13 protein-coding genes are annotated in these 16557 nt (G+C 40.4%); 10 read left to right on the top strand and 3 right to left on the bottom strand.

The features are described from left to right. Nucleotides 1-24 precede the first annotated feature (24 nt). The 3 genes from V7S74_RS02005 to V7S74_RS01995 are packed head-to-tail and all read left to right on the top strand — an operon-like array spanning nucleotide 25 to nucleotide 2844. The gene (locus V7S74_RS02005) at nucleotides 25-1110 is read left to right on the top strand and encodes a cysteine desulfurase family protein (protein ID WP_406777099.1); all 1086 of its coding nucleotides are present in this window, start codon (nucleotides 25-27) and stop codon (nucleotides 1108-1110) included. Next, nucleotides 1107-2075 (top strand): XdhC family protein, encoded by a 969-nt coding sequence (locus V7S74_RS02000; protein WP_406777098.1) that lies wholly within the window; start codon nucleotides 1107-1109, stop codon nucleotides 2073-2075. Before V7S74_RS02005 ends, V7S74_RS02000 begins: the two co-directional genes overlap by 4 nt. A 1-nt stretch (nucleotide 2076) precedes the next feature. Then, the gene (locus V7S74_RS01995) at nucleotides 2077-2844 is read left to right on the top strand and encodes a DUF3050 domain-containing protein (RefSeq protein ID WP_406777097.1); all 768 of its coding nucleotides are present in this window, start codon (nucleotides 2077-2079) and stop codon (nucleotides 2842-2844) included. Nucleotides 2845-2913: 69 nt separating this feature from the next. Here V7S74_RS01995 and dnaK read toward each other — a convergent pair whose 3' ends face one another. Continuing rightward, on the bottom strand, nucleotides 2914-4806 hold the full coding sequence (dnaK, locus tag V7S74_RS01990) for a molecular chaperone DnaK (RefSeq protein ID WP_406777096.1): 1893 nt from the start codon (nucleotides 4804-4806) through the stop codon (nucleotides 2914-2916). Nucleotides 4807-4966: 160 nt separating this feature from the next. On the opposite strand from dnaK, the gene V7S74_RS01985 reads away from it, so the two are divergent. After that, nucleotides 4967-5971, top strand: a complete 1005-nt coding sequence (locus V7S74_RS01985) for a fatty acid desaturase (RefSeq protein ID WP_406777095.1) — start codon at nucleotides 4967-4969, stop codon at nucleotides 5969-5971. A 148-nt stretch (nucleotides 5972-6119) separates the two neighbouring features. Here the strand turns inward: V7S74_RS01985 and V7S74_RS01980 are convergent, their stop codons facing one another. Together V7S74_RS01980 and pgmB are read right to left on the bottom strand one after the other, a co-directional pair. Further along, nucleotides 6120-8390: a family 65 glycosyl hydrolase domain-containing protein gene (locus tag V7S74_RS01980; protein WP_406777094.1), complete on the bottom strand. Its 2271-nt coding sequence runs from the start codon at nucleotides 8388-8390 to the stop codon at nucleotides 6120-6122. An 81-nt stretch (nucleotides 8391-8471) separates the two neighbouring features. Continuing rightward, on the bottom strand, nucleotides 8472-9119 hold the full coding sequence (gene pgmB, locus V7S74_RS01975) for a beta-phosphoglucomutase (RefSeq protein WP_406777093.1): 648 nt from the start codon (nucleotides 9117-9119) through the stop codon (nucleotides 8472-8474). Nucleotides 9120-9217: 98 nt separating this feature from the next. On the opposite strand from pgmB, the gene V7S74_RS01970 reads away from it, so the two are divergent. From V7S74_RS01970 to V7S74_RS01945, 6 genes are read left to right on the top strand one after another with little or no spacing between them, the layout of a single operon-like run. Further along, nucleotides 9218-10975 (top strand): alpha-amylase family glycosyl hydrolase, encoded by a 1758-nt coding sequence (locus V7S74_RS01970; protein ID WP_406777092.1) that lies wholly within the window; start codon nucleotides 9218-9220, stop codon nucleotides 10973-10975. A 5-nt stretch (nucleotides 10976-10980) separates the two neighbouring features. Next, entirely contained in the window at nucleotides 10981-12306 is a 1326-nt protein-coding gene (locus tag V7S74_RS01965) for an MFS transporter (RefSeq protein ID WP_406777091.1), read from the top strand. Then, nucleotides 12306-13076: an N-acetylmuramoyl-L-alanine amidase-like domain-containing protein gene (locus V7S74_RS01960; RefSeq protein WP_406777090.1), complete on the top strand. Its 771-nt coding sequence runs from the start codon at nucleotides 12306-12308 to the stop codon at nucleotides 13074-13076. Before V7S74_RS01965 ends, V7S74_RS01960 begins: the two co-directional genes overlap by 1 nt. Continuing rightward, nucleotides 13066-14214 (top strand): MalY/PatB family protein, encoded by a 1149-nt coding sequence (locus V7S74_RS01955; RefSeq protein WP_406777089.1) that lies wholly within the window; start codon nucleotides 13066-13068, stop codon nucleotides 14212-14214. Before V7S74_RS01960 ends, V7S74_RS01955 begins: the two co-directional genes overlap by 11 nt. Continuing rightward, on the top strand, nucleotides 14207-14848 hold the full coding sequence (locus V7S74_RS01950; protein ID WP_406777088.1) for a hypothetical protein: 642 nt from the start codon (nucleotides 14207-14209) through the stop codon (nucleotides 14846-14848). The genes V7S74_RS01955 and V7S74_RS01950 overlap by 8 nt, the downstream gene beginning before the upstream one ends. Further along, nucleotides 14841-16556, top strand: a complete 1716-nt coding sequence (locus V7S74_RS01945) for an IlvD/Edd family dehydratase (RefSeq protein ID WP_406777087.1) — start codon at nucleotides 14841-14843, stop codon at nucleotides 16554-16556. Before V7S74_RS01950 ends, V7S74_RS01945 begins: the two co-directional genes overlap by 8 nt. The last annotated feature ends 1 nt before the right edge of the window (nucleotide 16557 follow it).

The following is a 16557-nucleotide window of genomic DNA, read 5'->3' as shown; positions in this document are numbered from 1 at the left end:
TTTTATGCCTATATTTGCCAAAGAATGAGGAATCAGCCAATCTATCTTGATTATGCAGCCACTACACCGGTTCATCCGGATGTGCTTTCGGCTATGCTCCCCTATTTCACGGAAATTTTTGGCAATGCGGGATCAAGTTCTCATATATACGGCTGGAGGGCTTCAGAAGTAGTGGAACAATCCCGAAACACCGTTGCTAGTTATTTTCAAGTAAAACCAGCAGAAGTAGTTTTCACTTCTGGTGCGACCGAATCCATTAATTTGGGAATACGTGGTTATCTTCAAGGTAGACCCAAAGGTCATCTTATCACGAGTGCGCTTGAACATAAAGCTGTATTAGAAGTCTTTCATTTATTAGAGAACGAGGGTTGGGAAGTGACCTATATAAAGGAGGTGTCAGAATTAGCCTCCGTGTTTAGACCGGATACAGCATTAGTTTCATTAATGCTTGTAAATAATGAGTTAGGATCCATTTTGCCTTATCAGGACGTACTCAAGCTTTGTGAAGCAAGGGATGTTTGTTTTCATTCGGACGCAACACAGTCTTTGGGTAAAATGGAATTGGATTTAAAGTTTTTACCTCATTTAATTAGCTTTAGCGGACATAAAATTTATGGACCTAAAGGTATCGGTGGATTGATTACAAGAAAGCCTATTCAAGCTATTTCCTATGGCGGTGGTCAAGAACGAGGGTTAAGACCAGGGACTTTACCAGTACCGTTGATCGTGGGTTTAGCGAAAGCCATGGAGTTAATTCCTGAGTTCTTATCTAAATCTGCTTTTTACAAGGCATCTATTGAAAAGTTAAAGACGATTATACCTGCCGATTCCCTTAATACACCAACGAATTCAGTGCCCTCCATCTTGAATTTCACGCTGAAAGGAGCTGATGGGGAACGCATGTTTCAAGTATTGAATGCATTTGCCTTTTCCAATGGTTCGGCTTGCAATGCCAAAACTGAACTACCTTCGCACGTTTTAAAAGCTATCGGTCATTCTGATGAGGATGCTTTAGCGAGCGCTCGATTTAGTTTAGGTTATTTTACAACCTCTGAAGAGGTAGATGTAATTTGTGAAGTTCTGTCTCAAAAAATACCCCAGCTCCTATGAAAGAAATAATTCAAATTATTCAGCAAGTCAAGGAGCTACAAAAGACCGAAAGGAAGTTTGTTTTAGCCACAGTCGTGCAAGTGGATGGCAGTGCCTACCGTCGTCCAGGTGCACGAATGTTGATTTCTGAAGAAGGAGATTGGTGGGGAGGAATCTCTGGAGGGTGTTTAGAGGGTGATATTTTAAAAAAAGCGCAATTAGCGCTCTATTCACAAGAATATAAATTGATTACCTATGATACACGAGAGGAAGATCCTTTTGCTTTAGGTATCGGATTAGGATGTCAAGGTGTGATAGAGATTCATATAAATCCTTTTCAAGATCAGATTAATCACCTTGTAACAGCCTTAGAAGATCACATTCAAGGAAATGTAGCTCATACTTTATCCATCTGTTATGCTGGAGATTTTCAAATTTCGCTAGAAGAAGCGGCTGAATCTCATGCAAGTAAATGGGCAGAGGATACTTTCACTGAATTCTTACCGGCTCCGATGACGGTTTGGCTTTTTGGGAATCAGTTTGATTCACATGCTTTTATCCAACAAGCCGCTTTATTGTCTTGGCGCATAAATTGGGTGGGTATTTTGTCTAAAATGAAGGCTAATTTGCCAGTTAATGGACGAACTAGTTATGAGGATTTTGGGACTATAAATAACTCCGATTATGTCGTGATGATGACCCACGATTTAGATAAGGATGTTAAGATTTTACAACGATTAATTGAATTGCCTTCAAAACCTGCTTATGTAGGAATTTTAGGACCAAAGAAAAGATTTGAAAAGCTTCAAAACCATTTTGAAGCAGATTTAGTTACACAATTACCTATTGCTACTCCCATCGGATTAGATCTAGGTGCTGAAGGCCCAGAAGAGATTGCGATCTCTATTATGGCTGAGATTTTATCCATAAAAAACAATAGAAACGGACAGCGATTGCATTTACGTGATCGAGCTATCCACGAATAATATGAGTACACAAATAGACCGCCTAAAAAATACGATTGCGCCCCTACGTGAGGCATTAGTTCAACATCCGATTAATTCCTTCATTCAGAGTCCAGCTGAATTAGAGGTGTTTATGCAGCATCACGTTTTTGCTGTTTGGGATTTTATGTCCTTAGTCAAGAAGTTGCAGCAGGAATTTACTTGTGTGGAACTTCCTTGGAATCCAAAAGGCCCTGCTGAAGTTCGTTACTTAATTAACGAAATTGTTTTAGGTGAAGAGTCGGATGTAGACCAAAATGGTGTCTATATCAGTCATTTCGAGCTTTATTTACGTGCCATGGAAGAATTATCTTTCATGCCCTCTCCTTTTCTACAAGAGTTGAGAACGTATGCAAGTTTAGATGAATTGCTTTTAGCCATACCTAAGGCGTCTATTCCGGATTCTGTGAAGCAATTTTTAAGCTTCACTTTTTCTGCGATTCAAAATAGAACTCCTGAGGAGGTGGCTGCCATTTTTACCTTTGGAAGAGAAGATATTATCCCTGAAATGTTCCAAGTGATTGTAGATCAATTGAAAAGAGATGCGCCGGAGAAGGTAGAAACCTTAGTCTATTACCTAGAACGGCACATTGAAGTAGATGGTGGTCATCACAGTGAATTAGCGTATCGCATGATGGATTATCTGTGCGGTGATGAAGAGGAAAAATGGGCACGCGCTACGCAAGCCGCCGTTGAATCCTTACAGGTGAGACTTAAGTTGTGGGACGGTATAGTAAAGCATAAAGAATAAAGCACAAAGAATAAAAAAGCAAAAAGCCCGATCTAGTGATAGACCGGGCTTTTATTTTACCACTTAGGCTTATTTTACTTCTTCGAAAGAAACATCTTCCGCGCCGCCGTCAGAACTATTTGCATCCGCATTTGCTGTAGGTTCCCCACCTTCAGCGCCAGCACCTGCTGCATACATCTCTTGAGATGCTGCTGTCCAAGATGCGTTTAATTTTTCTAAACCTGCATCGATACCCGCTAAATCTTGTGAAGCATGTGCCACTTTCAATTCTGCTAAAGCACCTTCGATTGCTGTTTTATTTCCTTCTGATAATTTCTCACCATATTCTTTCAATTGCTTGTCCGATTGGAAAATCAAGGCATCCGCTTGGTTTACTTTTTCTACTTTTTCTTTTTCTAATTTATCCGATGCTTCGTTTGCTTTCGCTTCGTTACGCATCTTCTCGATATCCTCATCTGTCAAGCCACTAGAAGCCTCGATACGGATTTTTTGCTCCTTACCTGTTCCTTTGTCTTTCGCAGATACGTTTAAGATACCATTCGCATCGATATCAAAAGTAACTTCGATTTGAGGTACACCACGTTGTGCTGGTGGTAAACCATCTAAGTGAAAACGACCTAATGAACGGTTATCTTTCGCCATAGGACGCTCTCCTTGAAGTACGTTTAATTCTACGGAAGGTTGGTTATCCGCTGCCGTTGAGAATGTCTCCGACTTCTTCGTAGGAATTGTTGTGTTTGCTTCGATCAATTTTGTGAACACACCACCCATTGTTTCGATACCTAGAGAAAGAGGTGTTACGTCTAATAATAAAACGTCTTTCACTTCTCCTGTTAATACACCACCTTGAATAGCAGCTCCAATCGCAACTACCTCATCTGGATTCACTCCTTTTGAAGGCTTTTTGCCAAAGAATTTCTCTACTTCCTCCTGAATACGTGGAATACGAGTCGAACCACCTACTAAGATGACCTCATCGATATCAGAGTTTGTGTAACCAGCATTTTTCATCGCACGCTTACATGGTTCTAAGGTACGTTGGATTAAGCTATCAGCGATTTGCTCGAATTTAGCACGTGTTAATGAGCGTACTAAGTGCTTAGGGATACCATCTACCGGCATAATGTACGGTAAGTTGATTTCTGTAGATGCACTAGAGCTTAATTCGATCTTCGCTTTTTCAGCCGCTTCTTTTAAGCGTTGTAAAGCCATTGGATCTTTACGTAAGTCGATGTTCTCGTCAGCGATGAATTCTTCTGCTAACCAGTTGATAATCACTTGGTCAAAGTCGTCACCACCTAAGTGCGTATCACCGTCAGTCGATTTTACTTCGAATACACCATCACCTAATTCAAGGACTGAAACGTCGAATGTACCGCCACCTAAGTCGAATACAGCGATTTTCATGTCTTTACCACCTTTGTCTACACCGTAAGCTAAAGCAGCTGCTGTAGGCTCGTTGATGATACGTTTTACTTCTAAACCAGCGATTTGACCTGCTTCTTTAGTCGCTTGACGTTCTGCATCGTTAAAGTAAGCTGGAACCGTGATAACGGCTTCTGTTACTGTTTGGCCTAAATAGTCCTCAGCTGTTTGCTTCATTTTTGTCAAAATCTGCGCTGAAATCTCTTGAGGTGTGTATAAACGATCGCCGATACGAACACGTGGAGTATCATTGTTTCCTTGCTCTACTGAGTAAGAAATCGTTTTTAATTCAGAGCTTACCTCTGAGTATTTTTTACCCATGAATCGCTTCACAGATGAAATTGTGTTTTGTGGATTTGTAATCGCTTGTCTTTTTGCAGGATCTCCTACTTTACGTTCGCCGTTCTCTAAAAATGCAACGATCGATGGAGTCGTACGTCTACCTTCTGAGTTTGCAATAACGACTGCCTCGTTCCCTTCCATTACCGCCACACATGAGTTGGTGGTTCCTAAGTCAATTCCAATAATTTTTCCCATGATTATTTTTAAATATTTTGTGAGCATTTATACAAGGAATATGCCATTTTAGATTGCCAAAGCCTTTTGTGACATATTGTCACCTTTTGATTTAAAATCTTTTATCGAACGGAAAAAATGGCGAGATGTGGTATATTTACAATCTAAAATTGAGATCATTATGTCAGAAGTGAAAGATTTTAATTGGGTGGAAGGCCCAGAGCCACATAGAGTTCGAACGCGTGCCATCGTAAGAGCGCATCCGGAGGTGAAGAATTTGATAGGGAAGAATCCGATGACTTTTGTTTGGATCTTAGCCTGTGTAGGAATGCAAATTGCCATGGCCTACTTTATCAAAGATTATCCTTGGTGGGCAATTGTAAGTGTGGCGTGGATTTTTGGGGCTTTCCCTACGCATACCCTATTCGTATGTATTCACGAATCAGCACACAATTTGATATTCAAAAAGGATGGATGGAACGTATTTGCGGGGATCATTGCGAATTTCCCCTCTCTTTTTCCTACCGCTATTTCATTTAAAAATTTCCACCTGAAGCACCACGCTTTTCAAGGTGTACACGAATTAGATGCTGATTTACCTGATTATTGGGAAGCCAAATTGATCGATAATTATTTCATTGGAAAAATGATCTGGTTATTATTATTCCCCTTCTTCCAAGGGATTCGTACAGCTCGTTGCATTGAATTAGCAGTGTTTGATCGTCCGGTGATTTTGAATATTATTGCCCAAATCGCTTTTGACGCTCTTATCGTGTACTTCTGGGGTTGGTCAGCGTTGGCTTATATGGGATTAAGTTTTTTATTTTCTGTAGGTCTTCATCCGTTGGGAGCTCGTTGGATTCAAGAACATTTTCTTGTTTTAGACAAGAATCAAGAGACTTATTCTTATTATGGTAACTTGAATGGTATCAATATGAATGTAGGATACCATAACGAACACCATGACATGCCTTCTATTCCTTGGAATAATTTACCCAAATTAAAGGCAGCTGCTCCCGAGTTTTATGATAATTTAAAATACCATACTTCCTTTGTGAAGTTGTTCTTTACTTTTCTATTCTCCCAAGAAATTGGCTTGTATTCTCGTATTGCCCGCAAAGAACGCGGTGGTGTGCCATTGACGGATAAGTCGATGCCGGATATTGAGCTAGTAAATAAAGCTTAGTGCTCTATTTAAAGCATAAAGTATAAAGTACAAAGAATAGAGATGGTATCGCCGCTGGCGATAAGTATAGGAAATGTTTTTCACGCATTAATTAAAAAAGGGATCCATATGAGTTCCCTTTTTTAATATGTACTTTATACTTTATTATTTATGCTTTCTCGAGCACCCTCGCTTCCCCATGCACAAACACCGTCAACTCAGGACCAGCCAGGTTCGTGATTTCTACTCCTGTTTGCTTCACGGCAATATTTAATTGGTTTGCACGGAAGTTGATTTTGAAGGAGAACTCGGTCCATTGTTTTGGCAAGAATGGATTAAAGTGTAATGAATGACCTCTTAGACGCATTCCACCAAAACCTTTGATGATCGACATCCAGGTTCCTGCCATACTCGTAATGTGACAACCGTCTTCTGTGTCGTTATTATAATCATCTAAATCTAAGCGCGCGGCACGTGTGTAGAATTCGTATGATTTATCTTCTTTTCCTAGTTTTGCAGCCAAGATGCTGTGAACACAAGGACTTAAAGAAGATTCGTGAACGGTAATCGGTTCGTAAAAATTATAATTGCGTTCTAAGTCTTCCAAGCTGAAATCATCCTCAAAGAAGTACATTCCCTGTAATACGTCTGCTTGTTTGATGTAGCAAGAGCGTAGAATGCGATCCCAAGACCATTTTTGGTTGATCGGACGTTCTGCAGCTATCGTTTCAACGGGAGCAATTACTTTGTCTAAGAAACCATCTTGTTGTAAATAAATACCTTTATTCTCATCAGAAGGCAGGTACATATTTGCAATGATATGCTTGAATTGATCGATTTCTGAAGCAGTAAAGGCTGTTTTAGTGATTTTATCCGCAGCCTCTGAAGGATAATTATTTTGAATTTCTGCGTAAACCTCTAAGGTATATTTTAGACACCAAGTAGCGATGTAATTCGTATACCAGTTATTGTTAACGTTATTTTCATATTCATTAGGGCCAGTAACGCCTAGCATTACGTATTTCTGCTTGTCTTCTGACCAGTTAACGCGTTGAGCCCAGAAACGCGCGATGCCGACTAAAACCTCCCAGCCGTACTCGACTAAATGCTTGCGATCATCTGTGTAATTCACGTAATCCATGATTGCATATGCGATAGCACCATTACGGTGGATTTCCTCGAAAGTGATTTCCCACTCGTTGTGACACTCCTCTCCGTTCATCGTCACCATCGGATAAAGCGCTGCACCCTTGTTAAAACCAAGTTTACCCGCATTTTCGATAGCTCGATCTAATTGCTTCCAACGGTAAATCAACAAGTTCTTAGAAACTTTTGCTGGTGCAGTACCTAAATAGAACGGAATACAATACGCCTCTGTATCCCAATAGGTAGATCCACCGTATTTTTCACCTGTAAATCCTTTAGGTCCAATATTCAAACGATCGTCCTCCCCTGTATAGGTTTGGTTCATTTGGAATATATTGAATCGAATACCTTGTTGTGCAGATGCGTCGCCCGAAATGATGATGTCATTAATTGACCATTTAGCCGCCCAAGCTTCAGCTTGTTCAGCTAACATTTTGACGAAACCTTTTGCCGAAATACGCGCTAGGTAATCAGAAGCGATTTTTTCGAACGAAGCGGTTGGGTGATTCTCAGAAGAAATATTAACCGCATACTTAATGATGGTTAATTTCTCCCCTTGCTTCGCAGCTAGTGTATAGGCAAGTTCACTGTATTTTTCTCGGGTGGTAGAGGATGCTTTTGCCTCGATTTTTTGCCCGTTGGATTGTATTTCAATCTGTTGAGCGGTGATAACTTCGAAACCGGTTTTCTTGGTTTTGGACCAAACAAAGTTCGAACCTACTTTTACCTCGTCCCAAAACTTCTCATCGTAATTCGAATCCTTATTTTTGATATCACCATCAATGAAGGCTTTCACTTGTATTTCTTCGGTGAAGTTGATGGGTGTAATCGTATAAGAGATAACACCTGATTCGTCATCCGCCATACTATTTAGACGAATGGACTCGATGGCTAAACGCCTTCCGTTAGGAAGGGTGATTTCACAAGTACGAAGGATATGACCTTCTTTCATGTTTAATTCACGGTAGAAGGAATGAATTTCACTGGTGTGTAAATCGACTTCCTCACCTCCTATTTGGATAGATAAACCATTCCAGTTAGCGGCATTCAATACTTTAGCAAAATATTCTGGATAGCCATTCTTCCACCAGCCTACACGGGTTTTATCTGGATAATAGACTCCTGCTACGTAATTTCCTTGTAAAGTTTTTCCTGTATAAGTTTCTTCAAAAGAGCCTCTTTGCCCCATTCGGCCATTGCCAAGAGAAAAGATCGATTCTGTTATTTCATTGTAGGCAGGATGGAATTGATCTTCGATGACCTTCCATTCATCTATTTTTAAGTATTGCTTCATTCGGTTTATTCAGGTAAAATTTACAATGCTACAAAAATAGAAAATTGTAAATTTTGGACATTTCTGTGCTACGGTGTTTCTTTAAAATTTTAATAATTCGGTCGCTTTAACTCCTAAAAATGTAGGAATCACCTTATCTGCTTCGCTTAAAACATCTGCTTCACCTATTCCGATTGCTTTCATTCCCCCTTTTTTTGCTGCTTCTACCCCAGCTTGCGCATCTTCAAATACGATGCATTCTTCAGGTTTGAAACCTAAACCCTCGGCTCCTTTCAAGAAAACTTCTGGATCTGGCTTACTCTTCGTCACCTTGTTACCATCAATAATCAGGTCAAACCAAGGTAAGAGACCTGTTTTTGTCAAAATGACCTCCGAATTTTTGCTGGCAGAACCTAAAGCGATTTTATACCCTAACTCTTTTATTTGGCCTAAAAAATCCAAAACGCCTGGCAAAATTTCAGCGGGATTCATAGTAGAGATCAATTGAAGATAATTCTCATTTTTCTCGATTAACCAGGCTTCTTTTTGCTCAGAAGTGGCTGAATAATTTGCCCAATCTAAGATACGATTTAAAGACTCAACACGTGAAACCCCCTTTAATTGCTCATTTTGCTCTTCAGTCAATTGGTAATTGAAGTTTTCGCCTAACATTTTCCATGCTTGAAAATGGTAAATCGCAGTGTCAACTAATACACCATCGAGGTCAAAAAGGCAGGCTTTGTACGTCATATTTAGGTAGGGATTGTTTTAAAGATTAACAAAATTATTACATTTACATCTGCCAAAAAACCTTTTTCTGCTGTGCTAGACAGTTTATTTTGAAAAATATGCGTAAATTCTATCTCTTACTGTTAACTGCCGCCTTACTGCATCCACTTATGGCTCAAGACAAATCGAAATCAGATAAACATGTTGTTTACCAAATGATGTTTCATCTTTGGGGAAATCAACAAACTCAAGTTAAAAGAAATGGTTCTGCTTCTGAAAATGGAGTGACTAAATTCAAGGACATTTCTGAAAAAGGTTTGAAGGCCTTGAAAAAGAAGGGTTATTCGCATTTGTATACCACTGGAATCTTAGAGCACGCGACGATGGAGGATATGACCGCCTATGGTTCTCCTCTGGATCATCCTCACGTTGTTAAAGGTCGTGCAGGCTCCCCTTTCGCTATTAAGGATTATTATGATGTGAATCCTTTTTTAGCAGATAAACCGGCAGAGCGTATGCAGGAATTCGCTGCGATGTTAGATCGCGTGCACAAAGCCGATTTAAAATTAGTCTTGGATTTCGTGCCTAATCACCTAGCGAGAGCTTACCATTCAGATATGAAGCCGGCGGGTGTAGTTGATTTTGGCCAAAACGACAACAAAGACCTCTCCTTCTCTTCCAATAATAATTTCTATTATTTGCCAGGTACGCAATTTACGGTTCCAGCGGGTGTAAATCCGCCTGTTCCAGTGACGGTACCTTATACTGAAATTCCAGCCAAAGTGAGTGGTAACAATGTATTCTCTGCACAACCTTCTATACATGATTGGTTTGAAACAGTGAAGTTGAATTATGGAGTTGATTTACAACACGGAAATCAAACACATTTTGATCCGATTCCTGATACCTGGTTGAAAATGACGGAAGTGTTGCTTTATTGGACAAAGAAAGGGGTGGATGGATTCCGTTGTGATATGGCAGAGATGGTGCCGGTGGAGTTTTGGGCCTATGCTATCCCTAAAGTAAAGGCTCTTAATCCTGAGGCCATTTTTATTGCGGAGATTTACAATCCGGCGGAATACCGTAATTATATTTTCAAAGGTGGTTTTGATTATCTCTATGATAAAGTGGGTTTATATGATGGTATACGCCATATTATGGAGAAGAAGCCAGGTGCAACTACGGCTGATATTACGCGCGTTTGGCAACAAGAATCGGGTGATTTTGCAAACCACATGCTACGCTTCTTGGAGAACCACGATGAGACGCGTTTAAATACGCCTGCTTTTGCTGCGAATAATTTCTGGTCGACTATCCCTGGTATGGTTTTAACCGCTAGTATGCACGATGGTCCATTGATGATTTATTTCGGTCAAGAGTTCGGTGAGAAAGCGCAGGAAATTGAAGGATTTAATGAAGCGGATGATCGCACTACGATGTTCGATTTCTACCGTGTGGATACACACCAGCGTTGGGTGAATGGCGGCAAGTTTGATGGGGGGGAATTGACGGCTGACGAAAAGGTAATTGATTCTTTTTATACGGATTTATTAGCTTGGGTTAATTCAAGCTGTGTGATTCAATTAGGTAAATTTTTCGATTTACAATATGCCCAAAATGCAGGGTATCCTAAAGATAAAGTGTACTCCTATTTGCGATACTTAGAGAAAGATCGAAATTTAATTATCTGTAATTTTGATTCAGTTGATCATTCTTTTGCGGTGGAAATTCCGACTTTGGCCCTTGATATGATGGGTGTTAAATCTGTTCAATGGAAGGAAGAGAAAGCTTTTTTACCTCCTGCTAGTTCTGCTGTGAAAGTAGAAGGCAATCACATTCAAATACCGGCTAATTCAGCCCTCATTATTACCTTATAAACTCGATGAAAAATTTTACTAAACCTCGTTTAAGTATTGGCCAAATCTTCAATATGAGTGTTGGATTCCTAGGAATTCAATTTGGCTTTGCGCTACAAAATGGAAACGCCTCTCGTGTTTTACAGAATTTTGGTGCGGATGTGGAGCAATTATCGTGGTTTTGGTTAGCCGCTCCATTGACAGGGATGCTTATTCAGCCTATCATTGGTTTCTATTCTGATCGTACTTGGAATGGATTAGGTCGTCGTAAACCCTTCTTTTTAACGGGTGCTATTCTAGCTGCTACGGCTTTATTCTTTTTCCCGCATGCAGGTGCTTTAGCGAATTTTATTCCTCCAATGATTGTGGGAGCGGGTATTTTAATGATGATGGACGCCTCGTTTAATGTAGCGATGGAGCCATTTAGAGCTTTAGTGGCAGATAATTTACCCGAAGAACAAAATACCTTAGGCTTCTCTATTCAAACTTTTTTAATTGGAATAGGTGCTGTCGTGGGTTCGTGGTTGCCTTACATGTTTGGAAATTGGTTTGGTATCTCGAAAGTCGCAGCAGAAGGTCAAATTCCTGATAACGTTTTATATAGTTTCTACGTAGGAGCTGTTGTGTTTATCTCAGCTATTGTGTGGACCATTGCGACCACAAAAGAATATTCGCCCGCTGAACGCGAGGCGATGGGCTTTCAAGAAGAAGGTTCGACTGATACGATTTGGTCTGTTTTCCGTTACATCAAGGAAATGCCCTTTACCATGCGTCAATTAGGTGTGGTTCAATTCTTCTCTTGGTTTGCCTTATTTTCGATGTGGGTATTCTCTACTCCTGCTATTGCGCAGCACGTATATGGCTTACCAATGAATGACCACAGCTCTCCGGAATTCCAAAACGCAGCGAACTGGGTAGGTATCATTTTTGGGGTTTATAGTGGTGTTTCGGCTATTTATGCCATCTTTTTGCCACGTATCGCCAAGGCAATTGGGAACAAGGCTACCCATGCCTTTTCTTTAACAGCAGGTGGTATGGGTTTGATTTCTATCTATTTTATTTCTGATCCTCAGCTGTTGATTTTGAGCATGGTAGGTGTAGGTATGGCCTGGGCTTCCATTTTAGCTATGCCTTATGCGATTTTGGCAGGTTCTATTCCGATGTCCAAAATGGGCGTTTACATGGGAATTTTCAACTTCTTCATCACACTTCCTCAAATCGTCAGTGGTATTATCGGTGGTTCATTAGTGAAACACGTGTATGGTGGAAACGCTATTTATGCGATCGTGGTAGCTGGATTTTTCTTTATCGCTGGATCTGTCAGTGTGCTTTGGATTAAAGAGAAGGCCTAATGAAGATCGTTTTCTTTCTTTTATTCTCATTTATCGGCTTTTCGCAGGTTATTCCTGGGGCTATAAAGGATAAAATTAAGGAAGCTCGTTTACAAAAAGATCCTTTATTACTAGCTACTCAATTCACTGGTTTACCCTACGCTTCTCACGCTTTATCGAAAGAGAATCCGGAGAAGTTTGTAGTGGATTTCTCTGGTTTTGATTGTGTTACTTTCGTTGAAAACATTTGGAGTTTGTATCGTTCCAAAGGTTTAGACAGTCTTTTTCTTCAGGAATTAACCCAAATTCGATATCGAAAAACGCCCATATCTTTTGAAAACAGAAATCACTATTTAAGTGCTACTCTAGATCAAATGGAAGACAAAGGCCTTTTTAAGCAAGTGATTCCTTCCAAGTATTTAAAGTTGGCCGTTAAGAAGGTGGAGTTTTTATCTCATTATTTGGCCCCTAAAAAATACGTGATCGTGGTAGATTCTATCAAGGCTACAGAAGCAGCCTTAGGTCCTATAACCTATGTTCCAAGTGCTCAATTTGCTGCTGTAAGTTCTTTTGTGCGTACGGGTGATCTAATTGCGTTTGTTTCTAAAAGGAAAGACCTTGATTATCAGCATGTAGGATTTGTTCGCGAAATGGGTGGAAAATATTATCTCGTTCATGCTTCTCAAGATCGCCGTAAAGTGTGTCAATCAGTTGAATCAATTTCCGTATATTTAAAGAATCATCCTAGTATGATAGGATTTAATGTCTTTAGACCGGAATATGAGCCATAAAGTATACGATTTTGATCAGGTTATTGATCGCCACCATACCCACTCCTTCAAATGGGATAACGTAACTTATCCAGCTAACTCAGATATGCTACCTATGCCGGTGGCAGATATGGATTTCGTGGTAGCGGATGAGATTTTAGCTGCTATTGATCAGATTACTTCCCATGGAATTTTAGGTTATTCGATTGTTCCTGAAACACTTAAAGAGGCCGCACAATCCAAAATAGCGCGAGATTATAAGTGGTCTACCTCCCTAGAATCACAAGTTTGGATTCCTGGAATTGTCCCTGGGATTACGGCGGCTTGTGCTGGATTAACGAATGAGAAAGAAGGAATCATTACGGCAGTTCCTGTGTACCACCCCTTTCATTTAGTTGCAGGATGGGTGAATTGTCCTTTGATTACTTTTGAAATGATAAAAGACGGCGATCGCTGGAACTATGATTTTGAAGATTTTGAGAGAGGTTTGCAAAAGGGACCCAAAGTCTTTTTGCTCTGCAATCCCCACAATCCGGGTGGCACTGTATTTAACGAATCAGAAATTAAACGCATCGTTGAATTATGCGCTAAATATCACGTGACTATCGTTTCAGATGAGATTCATGCAGATTTGCGATTAAGAGCGGCATCTGAACACATATCGATAGGGCGTTTTGAGCAACAGCCAATTATAAGTTTTTTTGCTACTTCTAAAGCGTTTAATACGGCAGGATTAGGTGGCGCGGTGGCTGTTATTCCCGATAAAGATCTAAGAGATAAATTCATTAAGGCCTCCAATGGCTTTTTCTCCATGCTTTCGAGACATAGCATTGAGGTGATGCTAGCCACTTATGCTTCTGGTGAATCTTGGTTAAGTCAGCTTCTACCCTATTTACAGGTGAATCACGACTTGTTATATGATTTTGTGCAATCTACTCCTGGTTTAGCTATGCAGCCTTTAGAGGCTACTTACCTAGCTTGGATTGAATACGATGAGGCTATTTTAGGTGATTTCCAAAAGAAATGCTGGGATGCCGGACTCCATGTTCTTCGTGGAGAACAATTTAAGGGACGCAATTTTGTTCGCTTAAATTTTGCTTGTCCTCGCTCTGTTCTTGAAAAAGCAATTAATCGCATGAAATCCATTAGCAATGGCTAAACTGTTGAAGTTTTTTCTGTTTGTTATTTTGTTGGGCTTTTTGGCCTACATATTTGTCTATATTTCAGAATTAGATGATGAGCCAGAAAAAACAGAAGTAGTTGATATCGATGTTGTAAAGGCCTATGGGGATTCTTTAGCCTTAATTGCAGTGGATGATACGACATCTAAGCCCCTATCTAGTTTGAAGAGTTCAGCTTTCGAGGATTTTACTATTTCGGTGGATAATGGCCATTTGCAGGTAGAAAAAAGCCATGAAGTGATTATGGATAAATCTATTCAAGGATTTAAATCACAGACTGTCCTAGCTACCGATTTGAACGGTAATGGATTACCTGAATTTTGGGTAGCTGGATTCGAGGGTAAAAAATACCGAGTTTTCGCTTTTGAATACAAAGCTGGTAAATTAAATACTGTTCGTTTTCCAGGTATAATGGGAAGGCAACAATTAGGTTATGCTGGTGGAGATAGTTTGTATCTTGAAAAAGCTGCCATCGTACATTCTTTTGACTATGAAAATGATCCTTACGCTGATATTTCCAGTGGGGTTCGAAATTGTTATTATAAATATGGTGTGGATGGGAGTTTTGTCCTCACTAAAACCTTAGACCTAGATAAAAAACAAGATGAGTAAAGTTCAATTGCGTTCGCAGCAGTGGTTTGGCAAGACGGGTAAAGATGGCTTCATCTACCGTGCTTGGATGAAAAATCAAGGTATTCCAGACGATTATTTCCAAGGCAAACCGGTGATTGGTATCTGTAACACCTGGTCGGAATTAACTCCATGTAATGCTCATTTCAGGGAATTAGCGGAGTTTGTGAAGAAAGGAATTATCGAAGCGGGTGGATTTCCGGTGGAATTTCCTGTGATGTCTTTGGGCGAAACCTTAATTAAACCTACTGCCATGTTATACCGCAATTTAGCGAGTATGGACGTGGAAGAATCTATTCGGGCGAACCCGATTGATGGGGTGGTTTTAATGTGTGGTTGTGATAAAACGACTCCTTCCCTTGTGATGGGTGCGTGCAGTGTGGATTTACCTACTTTGGTTATCTCCGGTGGTCCCATGATGAAGGGTAAGTTTAAAGGAAAAGAGATTGGTACTTCGGATGTTTGGCGTTTTGCCGAAGCTTATAAGCTAGGTGAGCTAACTCAGAAAGAATTTATAGAAGCGGAAGCTTGTATGGCTAGAACCCCAGGCCACTGTGCCGTGATGGGAACGGCCTCTACGATGGCAACGATGGTGGAAGCTTTAGGTTTGAGTTTACCTCAAAATGCGGCGATTCCTGCGGCTGACGTGCGTAGAAAAGTATTAGCACAGCATTCAGGTCGTCGGATTGTGGAGATGGTGAATGAGGATTTGAAGATGTCCAAAGTCTTAACGCGTCCCGCCTTCGAAAATGCGATTCGTGTTAACGCGGCAACGGGTGGATCTACGAATTTTGTCATTCACTTAACAGCCATCGCTGGTCGATTAGGTGTTGATTTGAAATTAGATGATTTTGATGAGTTCTCTCGTAACATTCCTTTGTTAGCGAACATTCAGCCCTCTGGAGAGCATTTCATGGAAGATTTATACTATGCCGGAGGACTTCCAGCCTTGATGAATCAAATGAAAGAACATCTTCATACCTCGATTGTGACGGTCAATGGTAAAACAGTAGGTGAAAACATTGAGAATACACCTATTTATGAATCATCGATCATTTCGACGTTTGATGCTCCCTTTAAGCCTGATTCTGGTATTGCTGTTGTTCGCGGTAATTTAGCTCCTAATGGGGCGGTTTTGAAACCCTCTGCTGCATCGAAGGAATTGTTTAAGCATCGGGGTAAAGCGGTGGTATTCGAAAATATTGAAGATTACCATGCCCGTATTGATTCTGAAGAGTTAGAAGTGGATGAGAATTCAGTGATGGTGTTAAAGAATGTAGGACCGAAAGGTTATCCTGGTATGGCCGAAGTGGGCAATATGGGTATTCCCAAAAAACTCTTGCAAAAGGGTGTGAAAGATATGGTGCGTATTTCAGATGGCCGTATGAGCGGAACAGGTTTTGGTACCGTTATTTTGCACGTTTCTCCTGAGTCTGCCGCAGGTGGGCCATTGAATTGGGTTCAAAATGGAGATTATATCGCTCTGGATGTGGAGAATCGTACGATTAATTGGGAAGTATCAGAAGAAGAATTAGCTGCTCGTAAAGTCGCTCATCCTTTTGAAAAGCCAAAAACGATTCGTGGATATGTCGGTTTATTTATTGACCATGTGGAGCAAGCCGATCAAGGAGCTGATTTTGATTTCTTGAAAGGTGGATCAGGATCTGTTGTAACTCGCGATTCTCACTAAG

The sequence above is a fragment of the Aquirufa novilacunae genome (assembly GCF_045310505.1).
GTDB classification, from domain to species: Bacteria; Bacteroidota; Bacteroidia; order Cytophagales; family Spirosomataceae; genus Aquirufa; species Aquirufa novilacunae.
This window is presented reverse-complemented; position numbering and strand designations above follow the sequence as displayed.

Excerpts from the sequence above, each read along its gene's own strand:
- V7S74_RS02000 (WP_406777098.1), top strand. The coding sequence starts at position 1,107 with ATGAAAGAAATAATTCAAATTATTCAGCAAGTCAAGGAGCTACAAAAG.
- V7S74_RS01945 (WP_406777087.1), top strand. The coding sequence starts at position 14,841 with ATGAGTAAAGTTCAATTGCGTTCGCAGCAGTGGTTTGGCAAGACGGGT.
- V7S74_RS01955 (WP_406777089.1), top strand. The coding sequence starts at position 13,066 with ATGAGCCATAAAGTATACGATTTTGATCAGGTTATTGATCGCCACCAT.
- V7S74_RS01970 (WP_406777092.1), top strand. The coding sequence starts at position 9,218 with ATGCGTAAATTCTATCTCTTACTGTTAACTGCCGCCTTACTGCATCCA.
- V7S74_RS02005 (WP_406777099.1), top strand. The coding sequence starts at position 25 with ATGAGGAATCAGCCAATCTATCTTGATTATGCAGCCACTACACCGGTT.
- V7S74_RS01985 (WP_406777095.1), top strand. The coding sequence starts at position 4,967 with ATGTCAGAAGTGAAAGATTTTAATTGGGTGGAAGGCCCAGAGCCACAT.
- pgmB (WP_406777093.1), bottom strand. The coding sequence starts at position 9,119 with ATGACGTACAAAGCCTGCCTTTTTGACCTCGATGGTGTATTAGTTGAC.
- dnaK (WP_406777096.1), bottom strand. The coding sequence starts at position 4,806 with ATGGGAAAAATTATTGGAATTGACTTAGGAACCACCAACTCATGTGTG.
- V7S74_RS01960 (WP_406777090.1), top strand. The coding sequence starts at position 12,306 with ATGAAGATCGTTTTCTTTCTTTTATTCTCATTTATCGGCTTTTCGCAG.
- V7S74_RS01950 (WP_406777088.1), top strand. The coding sequence starts at position 14,207 with ATGGCTAAACTGTTGAAGTTTTTTCTGTTTGTTATTTTGTTGGGCTTT.
- V7S74_RS01980 (WP_406777094.1), bottom strand. The coding sequence starts at position 8,390 with ATGAAGCAATACTTAAAAATAGATGAATGGAAGGTCATCGAAGATCAA.
- V7S74_RS01995 (WP_406777097.1), top strand. The coding sequence starts at position 2,077 with ATGAGTACACAAATAGACCGCCTAAAAAATACGATTGCGCCCCTACGT.
- V7S74_RS01965 (WP_406777091.1), top strand. The coding sequence starts at position 10,981 with ATGAAAAATTTTACTAAACCTCGTTTAAGTATTGGCCAAATCTTCAAT.